Source organism: Micromonospora sp. CA-269861 (genome assembly GCF_050948505.1).
Lineage (GTDB): Bacteria > Actinomycetota > Actinomycetes > Mycobacteriales > Micromonosporaceae > Micromonospora.
This window is the reverse complement of record NZ_CP192014.1, coordinates 1,516,901-1,541,770: the sequence shown is the minus strand read 5'-3', so window position 1 is coordinate 1,541,770 and position 24,870 is coordinate 1,516,901. Positions and strand designations below refer to the sequence as shown.

The following is a 24,870-nucleotide window of genomic DNA, read 5'->3' as shown; positions in this document are numbered from 1 at the left end:
TCGGTCAACCGGCCAGGTGCGACCAGTCGCCCTCCAGGTCCTGCCAGGTGCCCTGGGCCGCCACAGTGCCGCCGAGCAGCACCACCACGTGGTCGGCCCGGACCAACGCGGCACGCTTCGCTGTCGAGCCGACCACTGTCACCCCGTGGCCCCGCAACGCCTGCCACAGCGCCAGCTCGGTGGTGACGTCCAGCGCCGACGACACGTCGTCGGCGACGAGCAGTTCGGTACGCGGGGCCAGCGCCCGAGCCAGCGCCAACCGCTGCAACTGCCCGCCGGAGAGCCGGGTGCCCTTGTGCCCGATGAGCAGGCCCAACCCGCCACCGGCGGCGGCCAGGTCGTGGTCGAGCTGGGCGGTGCTGACCGCCCCGGCCGCGTCCACCTGGTGCCCGAGCGCGATGTTGTCGGCCACCGTGCCGGAGAGCACCCGGGGCAACTGACCGACGTAGCCGACCTGGTTGGGACGCAGGAACAACTCCGGCTCGGTGACCGGGTCACCGTTCCAGGCCAGCTCGCCGGTGTGGTGCACGATCCCGGCCAGCGCCCGCAGCAACGAGGACTTGCCCGACCCCACCGGCCCGACGACAAGCACCAACTGCCCGCGCTGCACGGTCAGGTCCACGTCGCGGACGGCCACCGTGCCGTCGGAGTGCACCACCCCGAAGCCGCGCAGCTCCAGCCGGCGCAGCGGATGCCGGGGCGGCATGGTCGGCGCGGGCGCGGTCCCGGCGGTCAGGTCGACCTCCGGCACCCCCGCGGAGTACGTGCTCACCCCGGCCATCGCCGCGGTGCGCCGGGTCCAGACCCGCGCCGAGGGCAGCTGCGAGATCAACGACGCGGTCGTCCAGGCGAACCAGCGCGCCGCGCCCAGCGTGGAGACGGCCACCAGCACCGCCCCGGCGGAGAGCGACCCGTTCAGGTAGAGCGCCCACGCGCCGATCGGCAGCAACCCGCTGGCCATCGACGGGGTGGAGCGCGCCCACACCTGCACCGAGATCTCCCGCCGCTGCCGGTCGCTGCGCAGCACGTCCAGACCCGCCAGGTGGCGCAGCACCGCCGTGGTCGCGCCGGCGAGCTTCACCGTCCGCGCCGCGGAGAGCGCGGAGACCAGCGCCGTGGCGAACGCGGCCCGCGCCGCCACCGTGGCCCGGGCGGCACGCTCCAGCTTCGGCCCGAACAACGTCGCGGCCAGCCCGGAGACGACCATCGTGCCGAGGAAGAACAGCCCCGGTACGACGCTGCCGGTGACCGCCGTCATGGCGACCACGAGCACCAGCGCCACGGCCTGGTCCAGCACGTTGTCGGCGAGCTGGACCACCCGCTCGGTGTCCCCACCCTGTGCCACCACCTCGGCCGGGGTGTGTGAGCTGACCCGGCGCGGCCCGGTCTGGCCGTGCACCAGGCGAAGGCCGATCCGCAGCATCTGCCGCACCCACCACTGGGGGAACCAGACGTGGGTGTAGAACGGCAGTGGAAGGGTGACCAGCAGCCCGGCGACGATCCCCACCGCCGGCAGGTACGGGTTGCCGGTCCCGTCGACCAGATCCGCCCAGAGCCAGGGCAGCACCGGGCCATCCAGCCCGAGCAGGCTGAGCCCGAGGAACAGCACGATCGCGGCCGCGCCGTACCGGGGATCGTTGGTGCAGAGTCGGAAGATCTCCCGCAGCGTCCGGGCCGGCGGCACCGGCGGCAGTGGCGGCGGGTCGGCGCGGGTCGGCCCGACCGGTACGGCCGGCGCGGCCGGTTCGACCCAGGCGGCCGGCGCGGCCGGCGCGGCCGGCTCGACCCGTGCGGGCACCGGCTCGCTCGGCCAGGCGTCGGCCGGGCCGGGGCCGACCAGCAGGTCGGTGCCGACGCCGGTGCGACCGGCCGGCGCCGCAGTGGCGTACGCGGCCGCGTGGCTGGTCGCCAACAGTTCGGCGAAACGCGTCGACGTCTCCAGCGGACCGGCCTCGACCACCGCACCGTCGGCCAGGACGACCACCTCGTCACAGCGGCGTACTGAGGAGAGTCGGTGCGCGATGACGATGCCGATCCGGTCGCGCAGCAGTCGCTCGGTGGCCCGCTGCACCCGCGCCTCGGTGACCGGGTCCAGGCGTGCGGTGGCCTCGTCGAGGATCACCACATGCGGCTCCCGGACCAGGATCCGGGCGAACGCCACCAGCTGCTCCTGACCGGCGGAGAGCACATGCCCGCCCTCCCCCAGGCGGGTCGTCAACCCGTCCGGCAACTCGGCGATCCACCCGGCCAGGCCCAGCTCGTCGAGGGCCCGAGCCGCCGCGTCGAGCAGCTCCGGGTCGAAGAGCGCGACGTTCTCGGCGAGCGTGCCGGCCAGGATCTCGGTGCGCTGCGGCACCAGCGCCACCCAACGGCGCAACTGCTCGACGTCGAGGTCGCACAGGTCGGTGCCGCCGAGGAAGACAGTGCCCGGCGGCACGTCGACCGCCCGGGTGAGCACCTTCGCCAACGTCGACTTGCCCGAACCGGTCCGTCCGATCAGCGCGTACGAACGACCGCGCGCGAAGGTGAGGCTGAGCCCGCGCAGCGCGGCCCCCCGGCCACCCTCCCCGTACCCGAATGTCAGGTCCCGGATGCGCAGGTCACCCTCGCTCGGGCTGGCCCCGCCGACCGGTTCCTGCCGGGCCCTGGAGAGCAACTGCACCCGAGCCCACGCGCCGAGCGCCTCCTGAATCTCCGGCACCATCCGGCTGACGTGTTCCGCTGTCGCCCCGAAGGCCAGGGCGAGCAGCCAGATGGCGGTGAGCCGGGCAGCGTCGATCCGATCGGTGGCCAACGCCCAGGCCCCGCCGAGCACCACCACGCCGATACCAGCCCGGATCGTCGCGGTGGCCACAGTCGCCACCCGGGCGGACAGCACCCAGACCACACTGCCCCGGGACAGCACGGCAGCGGCCCGCCGGGCGTACAACCGCAGCACGTACGGCCGAGCCAGACTGGTGCGAACGTCGTCCTGGCCGTGCACCGCCTCCTCCATCACGGCGGCCAGGTCGGACCACGCCTCCTCCTCGGCCATCCGGGCCGGGCCGATCCACGCCGTGGGCCGGCGCAGGCCGACCGCGAGGACCACCGTGAGCAGCACCATCGCGACCCCGGCCGGCCACCACACGGCCAGCGCCACGACCATCGACAACAAGCCGACGCAGAGTCCCTGGGCGAGCCGGGTGCCCTGGTTACGAATTGCCGACGCCACCTGATAGACGTCCCCGTCGATCCGGTCCAGCAGCTCGCCAACCGGGGTGGTCTCCAGGGTGGGCAGATCCTGCCCGAGAGCGACGCGGCAGAGCCGGCGACGCACATCGGCGGACCAGTCGGCGGTCAGGCCGGCCATCAGCAGACTCACCGCGAGGTCGCTGAGGACCACGGCCACCAGAGCCGCGGCCAGCACCACGAAGAAGCCAGCCGAACGATGCACCAGCACCGCCCCGGCCAGCGCCGACGCGCCCGCCTGCCCCGCGGCGCCCAACACGATCAAAACGGCCACGATCGTCATACGACGGGTCGAGGTGCCCCACAGATCACGGAGCAGGCGCATGGAAAGTCCTCCGGGACGTGGGTGGCGGAGACCTCAGCCTGCCGGCACCAACCCGCCAACTCAACCGATTTTCCGGCCCTGAGCAGGGCTTCCGTCAGTTCGGCCAGGAGTACCTGACAACCGCTCGGCGCACCCCGTCCGACTGTCGACCAACCTCGGCAACCCGTCCCACACCCACACCTGCCGCACCGCCCGTCGCCCCCCGGCGCGTTGCAGGACACGCGGCACGTCAGCGGGCGTCTGTCCGATCAAGCGTTACTTCGCCGCAGCGCGCCGCGATCGAACTTCTTGATCGACTCGGGTTTCATGACATCGGGGTGTCCGGGCGTCCGGGATGCCCCGACTTCCGTGAACCCGAGTGGATCACCCGGGGTGCGGGGCGATTGGGTGTCGTGGCCCGGTGTGGGGTGGGTGGTTTGTCGGGTTGTGGGTGCTGGTGGGTGGTGACCGGGCGCACTCGTGGGCCGGAATCATGGCCGGGTCGGGGTCGTTACATACCCTGACGATCGCAGCACCACCGACCGCCGCCCTGGTCCTTCGGGGCTGGTCGCGTAGGTGGGAATGCCAGCCACCGCCCGGTCGTTGCAGTCCCCACGACCAACCGCAGGCACCGCCGCGATGTGGGTGCCCGGCAGGTGGGCCTCCCCGGAATGACTTAGGCCCCCCGGGTCGTTACAAGTCCCCACGGACGACCGCCCGTCACCGCCTCGATGAGGGTGCCGGCAGGTGGGCCACCCCGGAATGACCCCGGCCCCCCGGTCGTTACACGTGGACCCGGCGCCACGAGCCCCCCGCTCGCAGGCCGCCGACCTTGAAGACTTCTCCCCTGTTGTTTGTGCAGCGCCGGACGAGGTGCTCACACCCGTCGCCGCCGTTTCCCCGATCGGTGCGTCGCGGGTGTCCTACCCCCGAAGGAGCTTCCCCCATGAACACGATCATCCGTAAGAGCATGCTGTCCGTTGCTGGTCTCGCGTTCGCCGGCGGTGTGTTCGCCGGTCCGATCGCCGCCCACGCCAACCCGGTGGATGCCAAGCCCGTCGCGGTGGCCGTGCAGTCGGCGGCGCCGAAGCCGCAGGGCGACCAGTCCCGCATCAGCCTCAACGACGAGCAGACCGCCAACGTCAAGGCGATCATCGCCGCCACGAAGAAGGCCGGCCTGCCCGAGCGCGCCGCGGTCATCTCGATCGCGACGAGCCTGCAGGAGTCGAAGCTGGAGAACCTCGGCCACCTCGGCGACATGAACGACCATGACTCGCTGGGCCTGTTCCAGCAGCGCCCGAGCTCGGGTTGGGGTACGCCGGAGCAGATCACCGACCCCGAGTACTCCACGACCGCGTTCCTGAAGGGCCTGAAGCAGGTTGACGGGTGGCAGGACATGCCGCTGACCGACGCCGCCCAGACCGTGCAGGTCTCGGCGTACCCGGACGCCTACGCCCAGTGGGAGCAGCAGGCCACCGACCTGGTCGCCCAGCACTGGAACAGCTGACCCACACCAGAACAGCACCACAGCACCCGCACGCCAGCACCACCGCACAGCACAGCAGCACCGCAACCAGCACCACCGCACAGCACCACCCGCACGCCAGCACCACCGCACAGCACAGCAGCACCGCACGACCCGACCGCTGGCCGGCACCCGCAACTCGGGGTGCCGGCCAGCGGCATCTCCCTCGCCGTGCGGGCGAGCGCATGGATGCGGTCCGCTGGCCCCAATTCAGCGCCGCCGGGTGCCTGGCGGAAGCGGATGGCACGGTTCGGCGGGTGGTTGCCCGCAGATCTTGGACAGTTTCCGTTCCCCGCTAACGGAAACTGTCCAAGATCTCGCGGGGATGCTCGGGCCAACTCGTCAGAAGAGGACTGTGGCCAGGGTGCCGATCGGTTGGAAGCCGCAGCGCTCGTAGACGCGGCGGGCCGGGAGGTTGAAATCGTTGACGTACAGGCTGACGGTGGGTGCCACCCGCAGCAGCGCGTCGCGGACCACGGCTGCCATGGCGGCGGTGGCGATTCCCCGGCCTCGCCACTCCGGGGCCACCCAGACGCCCTGGATCTGCGCCGTCCGCTTGGTCACCACGGCCAGTTCCGCCTTGAACACGACCTTGCCGTCGATGATGCGGGCGTACGCGCGGCCACTCCGAACGAGGTCGTTGACTCGCCGGCGGTAGCTGCGGCCACCGTCCTCGACCAGCGGGGAGACGCCGACCTCTTCGGTGTACATGGCGACCGCCGCCGGGAAGAGCCGGTCGACCTCGCCGGAGCGGACCTGGCGGACCTCCGGGTCGGCCGGTACGGGTGGCAGCGTGTCGGTGACCAGCAGTGGCTGATTGGGGCGGACGTCTCGCGCTGGCCCCCAGGTGCCGGAGAGGCGGTCCCACAGCCCGAGGACTGCATCGGCCCGGCCGACGATGGAGGAGCAGAGCCGCTCCTCGCCCGCGAGCAGGTCGGCGAAGGCGGCCACCGCGGCATCGCTGGCCAGCACCGGGGTCAGGTTGCCGCCGAGCCAGCAGAGTGATTCGAGGTTGCGACGGGCTCCGTACCCCAGGATTCTGCCCTCGGCCCGCCACCAGGAGAGTCCGCGCGCGGCGATCCGCTCGGCGACCTGCGCGCCCGCGAACGGGTCATGGTCGAGCAGTCGCTCGACCGCGCGGCGCTCCGATTCCCCCAGTTGGCGTACCGGCACCGTCAGCACGACTATCAGCCTGCCAGATCGACCCCCCGCTCCGCCGGTCGAGTGCCGAGGCCGGCACCTGTTCTGCGAACCCGCTGATCGGCCTGGTCCGTCCGGCCCACCGGACGACCGGGGGCACCAGGGCCCCGAGCAGGAGGAACAGGGCACCGAGCACAAGCCAGCCGGGTACGCCCCAGCCGAGCGCGAGGGTGGTCACCACCACCGGCGCGAGCATCTTGCCCAGTTCGTAGCCCATGCCGTACGCCCCCTGGTACTGCCCCTGGGCGTCCGCCGGTGCCAGCCCGAAGGAGATCCCCCAACCGGCGGCGGAGTGCCACAGTTCCCCGGTGACGTGCGCGACAGCCCCGAGGCCGAGCAGGCCCATCGCGCCGGCGGTGGGCAGCGCGCCGCTGGCGGCGAAGAGTACGCAGGCCAGGGCGATGGCCACGCCCGCTCGACGGGCGGCGCGGGCGGCTGCGGGGAGGGTGGCGGCGGTACGCGCGGCGCGTACCTGGAGGAGAACCACCAGCACGGTGTTGACAAGCGTCAACGCGGAGATCATCCAGGCGGGGGCCCGGGTGTGGCCGGCGATCCACAGCGGCAGGGCGATGGTGAGCAGGCTGAAGTGCATCGACATCAGCCCGTCGACGAGGGTGAAGGCGAGGAACGGGCGATCGCGTAGGGCGACCAGCCGAGGGCCGTGCGTCGGGGCGGCGACCGGGGCGACGGCGGGCAGCCGGAGGAAGACCACCGCTGCGGCCAGTGACGCCGCCGCCGCGGCCAGGATCAACGCGACGTACCCGGTTCGGGTGTCGGCGGCGATGGCGAAGCCGCCCAGGACGGCACCGACGGAGATCCCGACGTTGGTGGTGGCGCGCAGGTAGGCGCGGGTGCGGACCCGCTGGTCGGCCGGGATCGCTCCGGCGATCAGCGCGCCCCAGGCGCCGCGCTCGACCGCGTCGGCGAGCGCGGTGACGGCTCCCACCAGCACGAACGTCGGGAACGACCGGACGGCGATCAGGCCGACGGTCAGGGTGCCGGCGGCGAACAGCGCGCCGACCTGCACGCCGCGTGGGCCGACGCGGTCGGCCAGGTAGCCGCTCGGCGTGCTGGCCAGCACGCCGACCAGGGCCGAGATGGTCAGCCCGATGCCCACCTGCGTGGCCGACAGGCCGACCGACCGGGTGAGGAAGAGCGCGCTGGCGACCAGCCAGAGGCCTCGCCCGACGGTCTTGACCAGGGTGCCGAGGGTGAGGACCCGGGCCGGACCCGGCGGGGGAAGCAGGCGCATGCCCGACACCTTAGCAAGACGTACGTACGGTTTGGTAGATCGGGGTTGTCGGCGATGCATTGCCGATATATCGTTGATGCATCAGCGATAGTCCTACGAGAGGAAGAACCCGATGAGGTTCCACCGACAGCACCACCCGATGCACGAGGCCCGCATGCGGGGGTTCGGCTTCCCGCCGGTCCCGCCCGGTCCGCACGGTCACGGCCACGAGCACGGCGGCCCCTGGGGCGGCCGAGGCCGTGGACGGGGTCGGGGCCGACGCCCCAACGTTCGAGCCTCCGTCCTGGCCCTGCTCACCGAGCGGCCGATGCACGGCTACGAGATGATCCAGGAGATCGACTCCCGCACCGGCGGTGCGTGGCGGCCGAGCCCGGGCTCGATCTACCCGACCCTCCAGCTACTGGAGGACGAGGGCGTGATCGTCGCCAGCACCGAGGAGTCCGGGGGTGGGCGGAAGCGGTTCACTGTCACCGAGGCCGGTCAGGCGGAGGCCACCGAGGCCGCGCAGACCCCGCCGTGGGCGGACGTCGCCCAGGGCTCGGTGAGCAGCTGGCACGACATCCGTGACTCCGGCGCGCAGGCGATGAACGCCCTGCGCCAGGTGATGATGAACGGCACCGACGACCAGCGCGAGCGGGCCGCCCAGGTGCTCGACGAGACCCGGCGCAAGCTGTACGCGATCCTCGCCGAATCCGAGTGAGGCCGGGCCGCGCCAAGCCCACAGCGCCACAGCGCCACAGCGCCACAGCGCCACAGCGCCACAGCGCCACAGCGCCACAGCGCCACAGCGCGAAAAGACCACGAACGCACAGCGGCCGTTCCCCGCACGGGGAACGGCCGCTTCTCCAGATGGAGAATCAGTGCACGGTGACGGTCGGGCCGGTGACCAGCCCGCGCAGCTCCTCGGGGAGTTCGGCACCCATCTCGTCGGCGATCCGCAGCGCCTCCTCGATCAGCGTCTCGACGATCTGCGCCTCGGGCACGGTCTTGACGACCTGCCCCTTGACGAAGATCTGGCCCTTGCCGTTGCCGGAGGCGACGCCGAGGTCGGCTTCCCGGGCCTCGCCCGGACCGTTGACGACGCAGCCCATGACGGCGACGCGCAGCGGCACCGGCAGCCCTTCCAGGCCGGCGGTGACCTCCTCGGCGAGCTTGTAGACGTCCACCTGGGCGCGCCCGCAGGACGGGCAGGAGACGATCTCCAGACCCCGCTCGCGCAGGCCGAGGGACTCCAGGATCTGGTTGCCGACCTTGATCTCCTCGACCGGCGGGGCGGACAGCGACACCCGGATCGTGTCGCCGATCCCCTCGGCCAGCAGCGCACCGAAGGCGACCGCCGACTTGATGGTGCCCTGGAACGCCGGCCCGGCCTCGGTGACGCCGAGGTGCAGCGGGTAGTCGCACTGCTCGGCGAGCTGCCGGTACGCGCGGATCATCACGACCGGGTCGTTGTGCTTGACCGAGATCTTGATGTCGCGGAAGCCGTGCTCCTCGAACAGCGAGCACTCCCACAGCGCCGACTCGACGAGCGCCTCGGCGGTGGCCTTGCCGTACTTGCTCAGCAGGCGCTTGTCCAGCGACCCGGCGTTGACGCCGATCCGGATCGGCACCCCCGCCGCCCCGGCAGCGCGGGCGATCTCCTTGACCTTGTCGTCGAACTGCCGGATGTTGCCCGGGTTGACCCGGACCGCCGCGCAGCCGGCGTCGATCGCCGCGAAGACGTACTTGGGCTGGAAGTGGATGTCGGCGATCACCGGGATCTGCGACTTCTTGGCGATCGCGGGCAGCGCCTCGACGTCGTCCTGGGACGGCACCGCCACCCGGACGATCTGGCAGCCGGACGCGGTCAGCTCGGCGATCTGCTGGAGGGTCGCGTTGATGTCGGAGGTGAGGGTCGTGGTCATCGACTGCACGGACACCGGCGCGCCACCACCAACCGGGACCGAACCGACCATGATCTGGCGGCTGGCCCGACGGGGAGCGAGCGGCGGGGGCGGCACGGCGGGCATACCGAGACTGATAGCTGTCACTTCAGGCACTCACCTTGAGAAGAGCGTGATGGGGTTGACGACGTCCGCGGCGATGGTGAGCAGCGTGAACGCGCCACCGATCAGGATCACCGCGTACGTGAAGGGCATCAGTTTGAGGTAGTCCACCCGGCCGGGGTCGGCCCGGCCGATCCGCGCGTAGACCCAGGAGCGGACCCGTTCGAACCAGGCGATGGCGATGTGGCCGCCGTCCACCGGGAGCAGCGGCAGCAGGTTGAACACGCCGATGAAGAAGTTCAGCGACACGAAGAGCATGAAGAAGACCAGCCAGGCGTTGTTCTCCACCGCCTCGCCGCCGAGTCGACTGGCGCCGACCACGCTGATCGGGGTGTCGACGTCCCGCTCGCCGCCGGTGAGGGCGGTCCACAGGGCGGGGACCTTCTGCGGGAGCCGCTGGAGCGCCTGCACGGTGCCGACGGCCAGTTGACCGGTGAAGTCGGCGGTGGCGCCGAAGGCGCCGACCGGGCCGTACGTCACGCGGGTGGGCGTGCTGGGGACGAGCCCGACGCCGAGCGCGGCCACCGGTGCGGCGGTGCCGGTCGGGTTGTCCAACGGCGGACGCTGGGTCTGCGCGAGCACCGTGCTGGTGGTGCCCGGCTGCCCGTCGCGGACGTAGGCGATCTGCGCGGTGTCGCCCGGCTTGAGCCCCCGCAGCGTGGTGAGCAGGTCGCCGTAGGAGTTGATCGCGGTGCCGTTGATCGACGTGATCCGGTCGCCGTTCTTCAACTGCGCCTGGGCGGCCGGGCTGGCCGCGTCGGCCGAGGTGCACGCCCGCACCGCGTTCTCCGGGACCACGCACTCACTGAGCTGGATGACGGCGGGCTCCTGGCGGGCCTGCGCGTCGGTGGTCGGGAAGTCGGGGTTGGGCAGGCCGGCGGAGACGGCGAGGATCCAGATCGTGATCAGGGCGAGCGCGAAGTGCGTGATCGACCCGGCGGCCATCACGATCGTCCGCTTCCAGACCGGGTAGCGCCACATCACGCGCGACTCGTCACCCGGCTCGACGTCGTCGTCCTGCGGCGTCATCCCGACGATCTTGCAGAAGCCGCCGAGGGGGATGCCCTTGAGGCCGTACTCGGTCTCACCCCGGCGGAACGACCAGATGGTGGGGCCGAAGCCGACGAAGAACTTCGTGACCTTCATCCCGAACGCCTTGGCGGTCAGCAGGTGACCCGCCTCGTGCAGGCTCACCGAGATGAGAATGGCCAGGGCGAAGAGGACCACCCCGAGCAGGTACGACATCAAGCTCCTTCCACCGAACCCGCGATGATCTCCTGCGCGTGCGCGCGCGCCCACGACTCGGCCGTGAGCACGTCCTCGACGGTACCTGGTTCGTCGAAGTCCGGAGCCTCCTCCAACACGCGTTCGAGGGTGTCGACGATGCCGAGGAACGGCAGTCGGCCCGCCACGAACGCCTCCACGCACTCCTCGTTGGCCGCGTTGTAGATCGCCGGGCGGCAGCGCCCGGTCTCCCCGGCGGCCTTGGCCAGGGCGACGGCCGGGAACGCCTCGTCGTCGAGCGGCGCGAACTCCCAGGTGTGCGAGGCCGTCCAGTCGACAGCGGCGGCAGCGCCGGGAACCCGGTCCGGCCAGCCCAAAGCGACAGCGATCGGCAGCCGCATGTCCGGTGGGCTGGCCTGGGCGATGGTCGAGCCGTCGACGAACTCGACCATCGAGTGGATCACCGACGTCGGGTGCACCATCACGGTGATGTCGGCGTAGGGCACGTCGAACAGCTCGTGCGCCTCGATCACCTCAAGGGCCTTGTTGACCATGGTGGCCGAGTTGATCGTGATGACCTTCCCCATGTTCCAGGTCGGGTGCGCGAGGGCCTGCTCGGGTGTGACCTGCGTCAACTCGTCGCGGCGTCGGCCCCGGAACGGGCCGCCACTGGCGGTGACGATCAGCCGGCGCACCTCCGGGCGCGAGCCGGAGCGCAGGCACTGCGCGAGCGCCGTGTGCTCCGAGTCGACCGGCACGATCTGCCCCGGCCGCGTCACCGCGGCCCTGAGCAGCGGGCCGCCGGCCACGAGCGACTCCTTGTTGGCCAAGGCGAGGGTACGACCAGCACCCAGCGCGGCCAGCGTAGGAGCGAGGCCCAGCGAGCCGACCACCCCGTTGAGCACGATGTCGCACGGCCACTGGGCCAGCTCGGTCATGGCGTCCGGGCCAGCCACGATCTTGGGAAGCTTGAAGTCACCGGTGGCCCACCCGCGCCGGCTCGCCTCGGCGTAGAACGCGAGTTGCAGGTCCTGCGCGGCGGACGCCTTGGCCACCCCGACCGCCTCGACGCCCAGTTCGAGGGCCTGCGCGGCGAGCAGCTCGACGTTGCCGCCGCCGGCGCCCACGGCGACCACCCGGAACCGGTCCGGGTTGCGCCGGACGATGTCGATGGCCTGGGTACCGATCGAGCCGGTGGACCCGAGCAGAACAAGGTCGCGGGGGGAAGTCACCCGACCATTCTTCCCCACCCCCGCTGCACGCCCGCTGGGAGCCTCAGCCCTCCAGCTCGGCCGGCTCCTCCTCGTCCAGCAACTCGGCCGGGTCGATGGAGAATTCGAACGGCTCCCGCATCGCGAAGGTGCTGCCCGCCGCGGCGGCGGCCAGCGGCCGGTACTCCCCGTCGGACAGCTCGAACAGCGCCATGGTCGGCACCCGGTTACGCAGGTCAACCCGGAGGAAGAACGGCACCCCGACAGCGGCGTACTCCCTGGGCCGGTCGGTCACGCCCTTGCGCCGATTACCCGGCGAAACAATCTCCCCCAACAACACGGCATGCTCGATGCTCATCGCCGTTCGCCCGCCGCCGGGAACCTTCAGCACGGCGATGTCCGGAATGAAGAGGTCGTCATCCGAGACGACGTCCACCTGATCATCGAACGTCGTTCCGCAACGGAAGCACATCGTTCGTGCAGATCTTGGACAGTTTCCGTTAGGACGTAACGGAAACTGTCCAAGATCTGCGGGCCGCAGCGAAAGTCGGTCAGCGGTGCCGGCGGCCTGACGCACACGACGGACCGTGCGCCGTAGTGCTCTGTACGGAAGTCGGGGTGTCCGCAGCGTGCGGACACCCCGACTTCACCTAGATCGTGTCGATCAGGGGGTGATGACGAACTGCGAGCCCGGCTGGATGACGATGTTGCCGTCGGCCGAGTTCGTGATTGTCACGTTGGTGAGGACGGCGTTGCCGCGCGCGCCGCTCATCGCGAGGATGCCGGCACCGTTGTTGGACTTGTCGATCCGCACGTTGGTGATGGCGACGTTCGGCATGTTGCCGCCGCCGTTCTTGAACTGGATGCCGTCGTACGTGGAGTCGATGATGTCGGTGTCGCGGATCGTGACCCCGACGATGTCCCTGGTGGCCGGGAAGAGGGTGATGGCACCGAACTCCTGGTCCTCGTTCCAGAAGGCGCCGCCGGTGCGGTAGAGGCCGTTGTTGGCGATCAGCGTCGTGCCGGAGAACGGCAGCGGGTCGTGGTCGGTCGCCAGCATGATGCCCGGGTAGTTGGCGGTGTCGTAGATCAGGTTGTTCTCGATCGAGTTGTCGTAGCCGCCGTAGATGGCGATGCCGTTGGCCCGCCAGGGCAGCTGGATGGTGTTGTTGACGAAGTGGTTGTCGTGGGCGATGTCGACGTTGCGGTCCTTGACGTACGGGTTGGCCCAGACGGCGAGCGCGTCGTCACCCGTGGTGCGGAAGGACGAGTTGAACACCCGCGAGTTGCGCGTGCCGTTGCTGAAGTTGATGCCGTCGGCGTACGTGTTGCGGATCCGCATGCCGCTGAAGTCCAGCCCGTCGGCAGGCCCCCACAGGTCGGGGATGTTGTCGTAGTCGCGACCCACCCAGACGCCCACGTTGGCGTGCTCGATCCAGACGTTGCTGATCTTCGTGCCGGTGCCGAAGCGACCGTTCAGACCGACGCCGCCCTCGGCGTTGCCGTCACCGCCGCGGATCCGGCCCGAGCCGAAGATGGCGATGTCGGAGATCTGGGTGTTCTTGTCGATGTCGAAGCCGAAGTTGCCCTCGTGCGGGTGGTTGATGCCGCCCACCACGTTCTGCGGCTCGGTCAGCGTGTAGAGCTGCGAGTGCCACATGCCGGCGCCCCGGATCGTGACGTTGCTGATGCCGACCTGGTTGTGCATGCCCCGGTTCAGCGGGTCGTCGGTCAGGATCTTCTGCTCCTGCCGCCACTGCCCGGCGGGGATCCAGACGCAGCTGATGACACCGTTCTGGTCGTCGGTCACCGCCCGCTGGATGGCGGCGGTGTCGTCGAGCCCGTCGTTCGGGACCGCACCGTACGAGGTGATCGAGGTGCAACCGGCCGGCTGGCTCGCCGCCGGCGCCACCTGCTCCAGATCGATCATGTCGATGACGTAGAAGGAGGCGGTGTCACCCGAGTCGCGCTGCAACTTGAACCGGGTGCCGGCCGGGTAGGACTGTGCCAGCAGCGCGTTCGACTCGTCGAAGAGCCGTCGGGCGTCGGCCTGCGGGGTGTTGGTCAGCGCCTCCGGCCCGTCGGTGTTTCCGTAGAGCCAGCTGTGCTTCGACGACAGGGTCAACTTCCGGGAGAAGACGTCGTTGACGTAGAGGCTGATGGTCGCCTCGATGCCGCCGCCACCCGGCGCGTCCGGGATGGAGTTGCGCACCACTATGGAGTTGGCCTGGTTGGCCGAGGTGAACTCGACGAACTGGCCGGTGCTGGTGAGCCGTACCGACTTGCGCCCGGAGGACTCGCTGGCGAAGTTGGTGTGCCCGAAGGTGCGCAGCGGGTCGGTCTCCAGCAGCGTGCCCTGGTAACGGCCGGCCTCCGCCTCGTAGGAGACGTACGGGACGGCAGCCCCACGGCCCACCACGATCGACTGGCTGAACGCGTTGTTGGTCTCGTTGGTCTCGGTGACCACGTTGGTCGCGTCGGCGGTGGCGGTGATGGTGGCGCCGCCGCTGGTGGCGGTCCAGCTACCGCTGACCGCCACGGTGACCGTCGCGCCGGCGGCGATCGAGGCGGTGTTGGTGTTGAGCGTGGTGCTGCCCGCCACCAGCCGGGTGACAGTTGTCGCGCCGGTCGCGGTGGTGCCCCGGTTGCGGACCGTCACGGTGAAGGTGACGGACGCCCCGACGGCCGGGTTCGGCGGGTTCGAGGCGATGCTGAGCACCTGGAGGTCGGGGCCCGGGGCCTGCGCCACCACCAGCGGCGATGCCGCCGTGAAGCTGTTGTTGCCGTTGTTCTGCTCGAAGATCGTGTTCGCCGGGTCGACCACCGCCGAGACGGCGTAGCTGCCCATCGGCCGCGTACCGGCGTTGAACGACACGGTGGTCGAGGCGCCCGCGGCGAGCGCGCCCACCGAGGCGCTGCCGGCGACCGCGCCGGCCAGGCTGAAGTTCACAGTGGTCGCACCGGCGGCGGCGGAGCCGATGTTCTGCACCACTGCCGAGAGCGTGACCGGCGAGACCTCACTGGGCGACGACGGTGACCAGGTCACTGAGCTGACGACCAGGTCCGGGTTGGGCGCCGGGGTGCCGCACACCTCAAGCTCGGCGACCTGGCCGGACGGGGCACCGGTGTTGCCGGTGAACCGCAACTGCACGTCCGCGGTGGTCGCGCTGACCGGGATGGTCACCACGTTGGTGCCCTGGACGAACTGGTAGGCCGCCGCCGACACCAGGCTGGTGTACGAGGACGACGCCTGGTCGCGGCCGAGGACCTGGATGGTCTGGGTACGGGTGCCCCAGGCCGGGTCCGGGTTGAGCTTCACGGTGACGCCGGAGATGGAGTGGTTCGCGCCCAGCGCCACGGTCAGGTTCTGCGGGTAGCTCGCCGCGCCCTCCCAGTAGGTGGTGAGCTGCCCGTCGTTCGCCTTGTCCGGGGTGAAGCTGAAGGTGGAGCCGCTCGCCGTCATGCTCTTGCCCTGCGCCACGTTGGTGCAGGCGGGCGGGTTGCTGCCGGTCCGGGTGACGGTGTTGCTGTTGCCGGACAGGTTGCCGGCGCCGTCGCGGGCGCGGACGTAGTACGACACGGTCGCCGTCGCCGGTTGGGTGTCCTGGTAGGTGAGGACGGTGCCCAACGTCGCGATCAGGCTGCCGCCCCGGTAGACGTTGTAGCCGGCGAGCCCGCTGCCACCGGAGTCGGTGGAGGCCCCCCAGTTGAGCGTGATCGTGCTGCCCGACGTGCTGTGCGACAGCGTCCCCGGGACGCTCGGCGCGGTGGTGTCACCACTGCCGGTCCGGGTCACCGTGTTGCTGTTGCCGGAGACGTTGCCAGCGACGTCGCGCGCCCGGACGTAGTAGGACACGGTGGCGGTGGCCGGCTGGCTGTCGTTGAAGGTGGTCACGTTGCCGACGGACTGGAGGAACGCGCCGTTGCGGTAGACGTCGTAGCCGGCGATGCCGCTGCCGCCCGCGTTGTCCGTCGACGCGACCCAGTTGAGGCTGATGGTGGTGCCGGACTGGGTGTACGAGAGGTTGCCCGGAACGCTCGGCGCGGTGGTGTCGGGGGTGGTGCCGCCGCTGCCGTACACCTCCAGCTCGGAGAGCTGCCCGGCCGGCCAACCGCTGTTGGCGGTGATGGTGATCCGGACGTAGCGGGTGGAGGCCGAGCTGAAGTTGATCGTGACGGTGCTGCCGCTCGCCGGGTTGAAGGTGTACGTCTGCGACCCGACCAGATCGGTGAAGGACGAACCGTTGGCGCTGCCCCGCACGCTCAGCGTCTGCGTCCGGGTCCCCCAACCGGAGGTCGGCAGCTTCAGCACGACCTGGTTGACGCTCTGCGACGAGCCGAGATCGACCTGCACCCACTGCGGGAACGCGTTGTTGACGCTCTCCCAGTAGCTGCCCGCGTTGCCGTCGACGACCTTCGACGAGTCGTAGACGTCGGCGTGGCCGCTCTCCTGGGTGGGACGGCCCTGGGCGAGGTTGGTGGCCGCCGGGGCGAAGCCGCTGCTCGGTGCGGCCGCCGGGGCGGCGGGTCGGGCGGCGGCGGCCGGGTTCGCGACGGCGGTCGCCCCGGCCGTGGCGATCAGCGCGGCGGCGGCCGTGGCCGCCACCATCCTGAACAGATTCGTTCGTCTCATCACTGTCCTTGTCGTCGGGGGACGGTTGCCGCGGTGGCTGGACCACGGGGTGGGGGTGCGGCGGTGCAGCGCCGGCCGATGCGCGAGGGCCGGGGTCGAGAGAGACGGCTGGTACGGGCGGCGCGGGGGCACCGCTCGTCCTGGAACACAGATGGGTACGACCATCAACGGGCCTCCCGAGGAGGCCCGTTGAATCTTCCGAGAGCATGCGCAGAACCCTGCACACCTTTGTCGAGTTCTTGCGTTACTTTGCCCAAAGGTTACTGACGTGCTACCGGAAGCGTCAACACTTCGACCGCCATGACTATTGACGGACTTATCTGCCCAGACGCGGGGGAAGGTGCCACCTCCTGACGACCGGAGGCGGCACCTTCCCCATGGCTGTACGGATCTTGCGTCAGGTCGTGCGGGAACGATCAGGCATCTGGTGCCGTCAGGACGAAGGTCTCCAGCAGCTCCCCGCCGTACCAGTCGGTGCGCTGACCCACATGGACCATGCCCAGCCTCCGAGCGACAGCCATCGACGGCTCGTTGCCCGGCGACACGACCGCGTAGATCTCCCGGGTGCCGGTGGCCAACTCCCGGGCCAGCAGCACACGAGCGGCCTCGGTGGCGTAACCGTGACCCCACGAATCCGGGTGCAGGTGCCAACCCGTCTCGATGTCCGAGGTACGCACCGCCTCGTCCCGACCCGGCAGCGGCTTGAGCAGCGCCGTGCCCACCACCTGGCCGGTCTCACGTACCTCGACCGCCCAGGTGCCGTACCGGCCACCGTCGTCGGCGTGCCGCTCCTGCCAGATCCGCAGCCGCTCGACCGCCTGGGCCGGGTCGGTCATCGGCAGACCCGGCGAGGCGCCCAGCCAACGGGTGATCTCCGGGCGGCGGTAGATGTCGTAGATCCGGGCCAGATCGGCCGGATCGTCGGTCCAATCACGCAGGATCAGGCGTTCGGTGGTGAGAACAGTCATGACCGGCGATCTTAGGAGTGACGACCGCGACGACAGGGAAGGAGGACCCGATGGGCAACGGATGGCAGCGCGCGAAACGGATCACCAGTGCCGCGTTCCGTCCGGTGCGCGGACGGGACCTGTCGCTGCACGCCGCCGCGATCACCTTCTACGGGGCCATCGCCGTGGTGCCGGTCGCCCTGCTGGCCATCTGGCTCACCGCACTGGTGGCCGGGGCCGACCGGGTACGCCGGCTCACCTCGTACGCCGTGGAGGCCCTGCCCACCGCGATCGGCGCGCCCCGTGCGGTGGACGCGCTCGTCGAAGCCGGGGTCGGGTTGACCCCGCTGCTGGCGCTGGCCTCCCTGCTACCCGCCTCGCTGTACGGCGAGGGCCTACGTCGGGCATTCGTCTCGGTGGCCGCGCCCCGCACCGACGAGCACCTGGTCGGCTGGCGGGGACGACTCCTGCTGCTGCCACTGCTCGCGCCGGCCCCCGCGCTGCTGCTGTCGATCCTGCTGGCGCTCCCGCTCACCACCCGGCTCGTACGCCAGGGTGGTTGGCTCGGCGTGCTCGGCGTGGTGCTGTCGTTCCTGGCGGTCTGGCTGGTGCTCACGCCGGTGCTGGTGTGGGTGTTCCGGGTCGTCGGGCCGGCCTCACCGGACTGGCTCTCCACCCTCGGCATCGGGTCGTTCACCGCGGCGAACCTCTCCGGCTTCCTGCACGGCTTCGTGCTCTTCGCCTCGCTCCCGCTGGATCTGGGCGTACCCTTCGGCGGCTTCGACGACATCGGCGCGGGCGTGGCCGTCCTCCTCTGGCTCTACCTGTTCCACGTGATCGTCCTGGCCGGCTACTCCGCCACCCTGGCCCTCTCCCGCTGGCGCACCACCCCCACACCCCACCCGTGACCCCGGTCGATCATGAAGTTATTGCCACGACACGCCGTGGAGAGTGGCAATAACTTCATGATCAACGCGGGCTGGGGGGGTTAGGGGGTGGCGAGGGCTTCGGTGGGGGTCAGGCGGGCGGCTCGGATGGACGGGTAGACGCCGGCGATCACGCCGACCAGCAGGGCGCCGGCGATTCCGCCGAGCACCGCTGTCGACGGGATGGTGGGTGGCCAGCCCTGATAGCTGGCGTAGCCGACCGTCGCGAGCACCCCGAGGGCTGCCCCGGCGGCGCCGCCGAGCACGCTGAGCAGCACCGACTCGGTGAGGAACTGCACCCGGATCTGGCCCCTGTTCGCGCCGAGCGCCCGGCGCAGGCCGATCTCCCGGCGGCGCTCCAGCACCGAGATGACCATCGTGTTGGCCACGCCGATCCCGCCGACCAGCAGGGCGACCGCCGCCAACCCGAGGAACAGCGCGGAGAAGCTGCTCTCGGTGGCCCGTTTCGCGGCGAGCGCGTCGGAGGGGCGGCTGACCTGGACCAGCCCGGGCAACTGCGGGTTGAGGGTGGCCGGCAGCACGGCGCGGACGTCCTCCAACGCGTCCTCCCTGGCCCGCAGGTAGACGACGGTGGGATGACCGTCGAAGCCGAGCATGGCCTCGGCGGCGTCCCACCCGACAAGCACCGAGCGGTCCAGATCCGGGGAGAGCGGCAACGGGTCCAGGATGCCGATCACGGTGAACCAGCGCTCGCCGATGACCACCTGGGGTGGTTGCCGGGGGTCCACCGTGGCGAAACCGAGCCGGCTCGCCGCGACGTAGCCGAGGACGGCGGTCGGCAGCCGCGCGGTCCCGGCGTCGAGGGCGCGGCCGCTGCGGATCCGGCCGTTGACCGTCCCCAACAGGTCCGGCCGGGACGCGAGCACGCTGAGCCCGGACGTGTCGTACCTGTCCAGTAGGTCGTTGCGGCGTACGGCGGTGTGGGTGTTCGCCACGGCGCTCGCCGCGTGGACCGGCCCGATCCGCGACGCCATGGCAGCGGCGTCCTCGGGCAGGAGGACCGGCGGGTTCTGGTCCGGCACGGGCTCGGCCCGCAGCAGGTTGGTGCCGAGGGCGGAGAGCTGGTCCATCAGGTCGCGCTGGCTGGACGCGGGGATGCCCACCACGACGACCAACGTGGCGATGCCGATGGAGATGCCCAGAGCGGAGAGGACGGCCCGCATCCGACGCGTGGTCAGCCCGAGCAGACCGAGCCGGAGTACGTCGGTCGGGGCGAGCCGGGTCGACCGGGTGTCACCCGGGGACACGCTCATGTCCTGCTCCCGGCGATGGTGTCGGCGACGATCCGGCCGTCGCGGATCTCCACCTGTCGAGGCGTACGGGCGGCGAGATCGCGATCATGGGTGATCACGGCGATGGTGGTCCCCTCCGCGTTGAGGTTCGTGAGCAGGGCCAGCACCGCCTCCCCGTTGACCGTGTCGAGGGCGCCGGTCGGCTCGTCGGCCAACACCAGCGCGGGCTCGTTGACGAGTGCCCGGGCGATCGCCACCCGCTGCCGCTCCCCGCCGGAGAGCTGCTGCGGCAGGTGGTCGACCCGGTGCGCCAGGCCGACCCGGGCCAACGCCTCGATCGCGGTACGGCGACGGCGACGGCGGGGCACCCCGGCGTAGAGCAGGCCGGTGGCGACGTTCTCGGCGGCGTCCAGCCCGTCGGTGAGGTGGAACTGCTGGAAGACGAAGCCGAGCCAGCGGCCCCGCAGCGCGGAGAGCCGACGGTCGGTGAGGGCGGTGACCTCCTGCCCGGCGACGCGTACGCGGCCGCTGGTCGGCAGGTCGAGGGTGCCCATGATGTTCAGCAGGGTGGACTTGCCGGACCCGGATGGCCCGACGATGGCGAGCATCTCGCCAGCGCGCACGGTCAGTGAGACGTCGTCCAGCGCGGTCACCCCGCCGGGATACGTCCTGCTGACCCCCTCGACGTTCAGCACCGGCTCGGCGGTCACGAGGCCGTCACCACGTCGAGGCCCTCGGTCACACCGGTGCCGCTGACCTCGACCAGACCCCTGGCGAACATCCCGGTCTCCACCGCGATCAGCCCGCCATCGGGCAGTTGCAGCGCATGCCCGCCCTCGCGCAGTGCCACCAGCGCGCCGACCGGCACCGCGAGCACGTCCTTGTGGACGGCGGTGGTGAACCGGACCTGCACCGCGGCCGCGTCGAGCTTGGCCACGTCCGCCGCCCGGGTCGGCGCGACGAGGACGTCCACAGTCGGTGGGCTGCCCTGCCCGGTGCCGCCGTCCGGTCCACCGCCGCGCACCGTCTGGGAGATCGAGGCGACAGTGGCCGGGATCTCGGAGCTGTCGGGGAGGGCGACGACCACGGCGGCACCCACCGTGATGGCACCGACCTCGGTGGCCCCGACCGGTACGGTGACCAGCTTGACCTTCTCGGTGACGGCCAGCAGCTCACCGGCGACCGGGTCACCTGGCAGCGTCTTCACCGCGCTGACCCGCGCCGGCCCGGTCAGCACCGCGACCTGCCCAACCCCGATGGTGCCGGTGGGGTCCAGGCCGACGGCCTTCTGCCACTTCTTGATCGCGGCGACGAGGCTCTTCGTGAGCAGGGCCTGACCCGTGCCGATCTTCGTGCCGTCGGTGCCCCGCGACGGCTGCGAGCCGGTCTGGTAGCCCAGCGCCTTCAGGTTGTCCGACACGATCCGTACGTCGCTGCCCACCAGACCGGGCTTGTCGAGGGTGCGGAAGAGTGGGGTCCCGCCGAACAGCACCGGCACCGGTCGGTCGTTGACCCAGTAGAGCGGCTTGCCCCGGGCCACCGGGTCGCCCACCTTCGGCAGGCGGGTGACGACGCCCTCCCCGGCGCCCTTCACCAGCCGCTCCGGGCCGAAGCCGAGCGTCCCGTCGAGCGAACGGGTGTCCGACAGGTCGGCCCGGGCCACCGTCGTCGTGGTCAGCGGCGGCGGGGCACTCGCGACGTCACCGTCGGCGTGACGCCGCAGGGCCAGCACCCCGACGCCGGCACCGACGGCGACCACCAGGGTCACCGTCGCCACCACGATCGCGGTACGCCGGGTGGTACGCCGACCAGGATCGTCGGTGGGTTTACTTCTTGGCACCGAAGATCTCCATCGTGCATCCCCGCTCGGCCTTCTCCATCGCGGGACCCTCGAGTCCGTTGGTCGGGTCGGCGACCCCGTCGTCGTAGGTCCAGCCGGAGCCGTCCGGCAGTGAGTGGATCTTCAGGCCGCGCCCGCGCAGGCACTGGACGTAGTCGTTCCACTGGCTCACGTAGTTCGGGTTCTTCTCCCGATCCAGCTCCGGCGGCTGGAGCGGCAGCTTGTTCGCGCACGCCACGTACGCCGCCTTCGGCTCCCCGCTCTGGTCGAGGGACAGGCCGGTGCCGTCCCCGACCGGGCCGGGTTGTGACCGGCCCTCGTTCAACTTCACGCCGTTCTCATGCAGGCAGATGTTGTACGCCCCCCAGAGCCGCGTCTCCTCCTCGTCGGTCATGTCCAGGCGTAGCTGCGGCCGACCGTTGGCGGCACCTCCGGCGGGGGTGGCGCTCGCCGGGGCGGACGGGGTGGTGAGCGACGCGACGTCACCGCTGGCGGTGCCCTTGTCGGTGCGTGACGCGCCGCCGCCGCAGCCGGCGAGAGCGAGAGCGAGAGCGAGAAGGGTGACCGTGGCGAGTCCGACGGCGACCCGATGGGTTGAGGTGGTCATGGCGTGCAGCTTCACGCCCACCTGTCAGAGACCTGTAAGGAACCGGTCGTCATCCGGTAGTCCCTGCTCAGCGGCACCGCCTGAGCCCGCACGGGCCACGTACAGTCGCTGCCGTGTGTGCGTACGTGCTGGTGGCCGAGGACGACCAGAAGCAGGCGGAGTTGGCGCGCCGATACCTGGAACGCGAGGGGCACGAGGTGGTCGTGGTGGCCGACGGTCGGGCCGCCCTGGAGCAGATCCGTCAGCGGCCCCCGGCGCTGCTGGTCCTCGACGTGATGATGCCGAAGGTCGACGGCCTGGACGTCTGTCGCATCCTGCGCCGAGAGTCCGACCTGCCGGTGCTCATGCTGACCGCCCGGTCGACCGAGGACGACCTGCTGCTCGGCCTCGACCTGGGCGCCGACGACTACATGACGAAGCCGTACAGCCCACGTGAGCTGGTCGCCCGCGCCCGCAGCCTGCTGCGTCGGGTCCAGCGGACGCACACGGACCCGGTGCTGCGGGTCGGCGCCGTGCACGTCGACCCGGTGCGCCACGAGGTACGCAGCGACGGACGCCTCATCGACTGCACACCTGGCGAGTTCCAACTGCTCCAGGCGATGGCCGCCCAGCCCGCCCGCGCGTTCACCCGGGACCAGTTGCTGGGCTACCTGCACGGGTTCGACAGGTACATCACCAACCGGACCGTCGACGTGCACGTCATGAACCTGCGCCGGAAGATCGAGCCGAACCCGCGCAAGCCGGCGCGGCTGGTGACCGTGTACGGCGTCGGGTACAAGCTCGTCGAAGAGTCACCCCGTGTCGCGTGAGGTTCCGCTGCGCCGCAGCCTGCTGCTGCGGCTGCTGGCGCTGGCCGTCCTCATCGCCATCGGCTCGATCGCGGCGACCGCGTGGTTGGCCGTCCGCACCACCACCGGGGCGATCCGGCAGGAGCAGGGGCAGGCGCTCGCCGACGACGCGCGCATCTACGACACGCTCCTCGCGTACGCGGCGACCCACCCCAACTGGGACGGGGTCGACGCCGCCCTCCGGCCGCTCGCGCGGGACGTCGGCCGGCGGATCGCCCTGACCACCGACAGCGGTGCCCCGATCGCGGACTCGGCACCCGACGCGGGCCCGTTGCCGACGACGTCGTCGGCGATCGTCGACGCGCTCGCCGTCGACACCGCCCTGACGCCGGGCACCGCCCCGCCGAGCAGCGGTGACGGCGGCACCAGCCGCATCGACGCGCGCACCACCGGGCCGTACCTGCTCCCGCCCGAGGAGCGCACGGCGCTGCGGGGCAGGGCGGCCGAGGCGGTCCAGTGTCTGCGGCTGCGGGCGCAGATCGACGCCACAGTCGTGGACGGGCCCACCGGCCGCCCACGGATCGAGACCCCCGGCGCCGACCTCGACAGCGCCGTCTGCGCCCAACTGAGGGACGACCTCGCGACCCGCACCGCCACCGAGGGCAAGGCCCTCGCCCAGCTCAACGCCCTGGTGAACACCTGCCTGGCGCGGCGACGCCTGCCCGCCGTACAGGTCGACCTGGACTGGACGTGGACGAGGCAGCCGGCGGCCAGCGCACCCGACTCCCGGACCGCGGCCGCCGTCGACCAGGAGCACAACCGTGCGATCAGCGCGTGCGTCGGCACCAGTCGACGCGAACAACTCCTCCCGTACGTCGCCCCGGCCGCGACCCTCTTCGTCACCGACCCGGGCGGTCGCCCCTCGACCACCTTCGACCTCTCCCCCGCCAACCAGACCCGCATCGTCGCGGTCGCCGGTCTCGTCCTGCTGGTGACGATCGGTTTCACAGTCCTCGCCGGCATCCGGCTGACCCGCCCGCTGCACGCCCTGACCGGTGCGGCCCAGCGGATGCGCGACGGCGACGGCTCCGCCCGGGTCCGGGTGACCGGCCGCGACGAGATCGCCCGGCTGGCCGAGGTCTTCAACGCCATGGCCGAACGGCGTGAACGGCTGGAGCAACTGCGCCGGGCCATGGTCAGCGACATAGCCCACGAGATGCGTACGCCGGTGAGCAACATCCGGGGCTGGCTCGAAGCGGTCGAGGACGGCGTCGCGGCCCCCGACCGCAGGCTGCTCTCCTCACTGCTGGAGGAAGCGACCCTGCTCCAGCACGTGATCACCGACCTGCAGGACCTCGCCGAGGCCGACGCGGGCGCGCTGCGGCTGCACCGCGAACAGGTCTACCTCACCGACCTGCTCGCCCAGGTCGCGGAGGCGCACCGCGCCCAGGCCGACCGGGTCGGCGTGACCATCGCGGTACGCACCGAGGCCGACCCGCAGGTCGACGCCGACCCGGTGCGGCTGCGCCAGGCCGTCGGCAACCTGGTGGCCAACGCGGTACGGCACACCCCGTCGGGCGGGCGCGTGACGATCAGCGCCAGCGCGACCGACACCGAGGTCGTCGTCTCCGTGACCGACACCGGCAGCGGTATCAGCGCCGAGGACCTGCCCCGGGTCTTCGACCGCTTCTGGCGGGCCGAGAAGTCCCGGAGTCGGCAGACCGGCGGCAGCGGCCTGGGCCTCGCCATCGTGCGCCAGCTCACCGAGGCCCACGGCGGCACCGTCAGCGCCATCAGCACCCCCGCCCGGGGCTCCACCTTCACCCTCCACCTACCCCCACCCGCCCCCGGCGAAAGGGGTGACCTGTACGGCGGGGCGGACTAGGC

At 71.2% G+C, this 24,870-nt stretch carries 18 protein-coding genes; 5 read left to right on the top strand and 13 right to left on the bottom strand.

Translation table 11 applies throughout. The features are described 5' to 3' along the window. Positions 1-4 precede the first annotated feature (4 nt). Positions 5-3,553, bottom strand: coding sequence for an ATP-binding cassette domain-containing protein (locus ACQP0U_RS07110; protein WP_433316851.1), 3,549 nt, complete (start codon positions 3,551-3,553; stop codon positions 5-7). A gap of 925 nt (positions 3,554-4,478) precedes the next feature. Here ACQP0U_RS07110 and ACQP0U_RS07105 point away from each other — a divergent pair. Further along, positions 4,479-5,039 carry a hypothetical protein gene (locus tag ACQP0U_RS07105; RefSeq protein WP_433316849.1) on the top strand — a complete coding sequence of 187 codons (561 nt, stop codon included), beginning with the start codon at positions 4,479-4,481 and terminating at the stop codon, positions 5,037-5,039. A 360-nt stretch (positions 5,040-5,399) separates the two neighbouring features. Here the strand turns inward: ACQP0U_RS07105 and ACQP0U_RS07100 are convergent, their stop codons facing one another. After that, positions 5,400-6,239: a GNAT family N-acetyltransferase gene (locus ACQP0U_RS07100; protein ID WP_433316847.1), complete on the bottom strand. Its 840-nt coding sequence runs from the start codon at positions 6,237-6,239 to the stop codon at positions 5,400-5,402. Beyond that, a complete protein-coding gene (locus ACQP0U_RS07095; RefSeq protein ID WP_433316845.1) occupies positions 6,169-7,509 on the bottom strand; it encodes an MFS transporter in 1,341 nt (446 codons plus the stop codon). The genes ACQP0U_RS07100 and ACQP0U_RS07095 overlap by 71 nt, the downstream gene beginning before the upstream one ends. 112 nt (positions 7,510-7,621) lie before the next feature. Here ACQP0U_RS07095 and ACQP0U_RS07090 point away from each other — a divergent pair, with 112 nt between their 5' ends. Next, the gene (locus ACQP0U_RS07090) at positions 7,622-8,209 is read left to right on the top strand and encodes a PadR family transcriptional regulator (protein ID WP_433316843.1); all 588 of its coding nucleotides are present in this window, start codon (positions 7,622-7,624) and stop codon (positions 8,207-8,209) included. A 157-nt stretch (positions 8,210-8,366) separates the two neighbouring features. On the opposite strand, the gene ispG is transcribed toward ACQP0U_RS07090, so the two are convergent. The 6 genes from ispG to ACQP0U_RS07060 form a co-directional block, all read right to left on the bottom strand. Then, complete coding sequence (gene ispG / locus ACQP0U_RS07085; protein WP_112588507.1) at positions 8,367-9,539, bottom strand: flavodoxin-dependent (E)-4-hydroxy-3-methylbut-2-enyl-diphosphate synthase; 1,173 nt, start codon at positions 9,537-9,539, stop codon at positions 8,367-8,369. 9 nt (positions 9,540-9,548) lie between these two features. Next, the gene (locus ACQP0U_RS07080) at positions 9,549-10,799 is read right to left on the bottom strand and encodes a M50 family metallopeptidase (RefSeq protein ID WP_433316841.1); all 1,251 of its coding nucleotides are present in this window, start codon (positions 10,797-10,799) and stop codon (positions 9,549-9,551) included. After that, positions 10,799-12,010, bottom strand: coding sequence for a 1-deoxy-D-xylulose-5-phosphate reductoisomerase (gene dxr, locus ACQP0U_RS07075; RefSeq protein WP_433316839.1), 1,212 nt, complete (start codon positions 12,008-12,010; stop codon positions 10,799-10,801). The genes ACQP0U_RS07080 and dxr overlap by 1 nt, the downstream gene beginning before the upstream one ends. Before the next feature lie 43 nt (positions 12,011-12,053). Then, the gene (locus ACQP0U_RS07070) at positions 12,054-12,425 is read right to left on the bottom strand and encodes a Uma2 family endonuclease (protein ID WP_433316837.1); all 372 of its coding nucleotides are present in this window, start codon (positions 12,423-12,425) and stop codon (positions 12,054-12,056) included. Positions 12,426-12,653: 228 nt separating this feature from the next. Continuing rightward, positions 12,654-16,622: a CARDB domain-containing protein gene (locus tag ACQP0U_RS07065; protein WP_433316835.1), complete on the bottom strand. Its 3,969-nt coding sequence runs from the start codon at positions 16,620-16,622 to the stop codon at positions 12,654-12,656. A 416-nt stretch (positions 16,623-17,038) separates the two neighbouring features. Then, positions 17,039-17,590, bottom strand: coding sequence for a GNAT family N-acetyltransferase (locus ACQP0U_RS07060; RefSeq protein ID WP_433316833.1), 552 nt, complete (start codon positions 17,588-17,590; stop codon positions 17,039-17,041). A 50-nt stretch (positions 17,591-17,640) separates the two neighbouring features. On the opposite strand from ACQP0U_RS07060, the gene ACQP0U_RS07055 reads away from it, so the two are divergent. Further along, entirely contained in the window at positions 17,641-18,477 is an 837-nt protein-coding gene (locus ACQP0U_RS07055; RefSeq protein ID WP_433316831.1) for a YhjD/YihY/BrkB family envelope integrity protein, read from the top strand. 80 nt (positions 18,478-18,557) lie between these two features. Here ACQP0U_RS07055 and ACQP0U_RS07050 read toward each other — a convergent pair whose 3' ends face one another. The 4 genes from ACQP0U_RS07050 to ACQP0U_RS07035 are packed head-to-tail and all read right to left on the bottom strand — an operon-like array spanning position 18,558 to position 22,195. Further along, positions 18,558-19,769 carry an ABC transporter permease gene (locus tag ACQP0U_RS07050; RefSeq protein ID WP_433316829.1) on the bottom strand — a complete coding sequence of 404 codons (1,212 nt, stop codon included), beginning with the start codon at positions 19,767-19,769 and terminating at the stop codon, positions 18,558-18,560. Continuing rightward, on the bottom strand, positions 19,766-20,458 hold the full coding sequence (locus ACQP0U_RS07045; protein WP_433316827.1) for an ABC transporter ATP-binding protein: 693 nt from the start codon (positions 20,456-20,458) through the stop codon (positions 19,766-19,768). The genes ACQP0U_RS07050 and ACQP0U_RS07045 overlap by 4 nt, the downstream gene beginning before the upstream one ends. Next, a complete protein-coding gene (locus ACQP0U_RS07040) occupies positions 20,455-21,588 on the bottom strand; it encodes an efflux RND transporter periplasmic adaptor subunit (protein ID WP_433316825.1) in 1,134 nt (377 codons plus the stop codon). Before ACQP0U_RS07040 ends, ACQP0U_RS07045 begins: the two co-directional genes overlap by 4 nt. Then, positions 21,575-22,195 carry a hypothetical protein gene (locus ACQP0U_RS07035; RefSeq protein ID WP_433316823.1) on the bottom strand — a complete coding sequence of 207 codons (621 nt, stop codon included), beginning with the start codon at positions 22,193-22,195 and terminating at the stop codon, positions 21,575-21,577. The genes ACQP0U_RS07040 and ACQP0U_RS07035 overlap by 14 nt, the downstream gene beginning before the upstream one ends. Positions 22,196-22,308: 113 nt before the next feature. On the opposite strand from ACQP0U_RS07035, the gene ACQP0U_RS07030 reads away from it, so the two are divergent. Both ACQP0U_RS07030 and ACQP0U_RS07025 read left to right on the top strand, forming a co-directional pair. Further along, positions 22,309-23,004 (top strand): response regulator transcription factor, encoded by a 696-nt coding sequence (locus tag ACQP0U_RS07030; RefSeq protein WP_433316821.1) that lies wholly within the window; start codon positions 22,309-22,311, stop codon positions 23,002-23,004. Beyond that, positions 22,994-24,868, top strand: a complete 1,875-nt coding sequence (locus tag ACQP0U_RS07025) for a HAMP domain-containing sensor histidine kinase (RefSeq protein WP_433316819.1) — start codon at positions 22,994-22,996, stop codon at positions 24,866-24,868. Before ACQP0U_RS07030 ends, ACQP0U_RS07025 begins: the two co-directional genes overlap by 11 nt. The last annotated feature ends 2 nt before the right edge of the window (positions 24,869-24,870 follow it).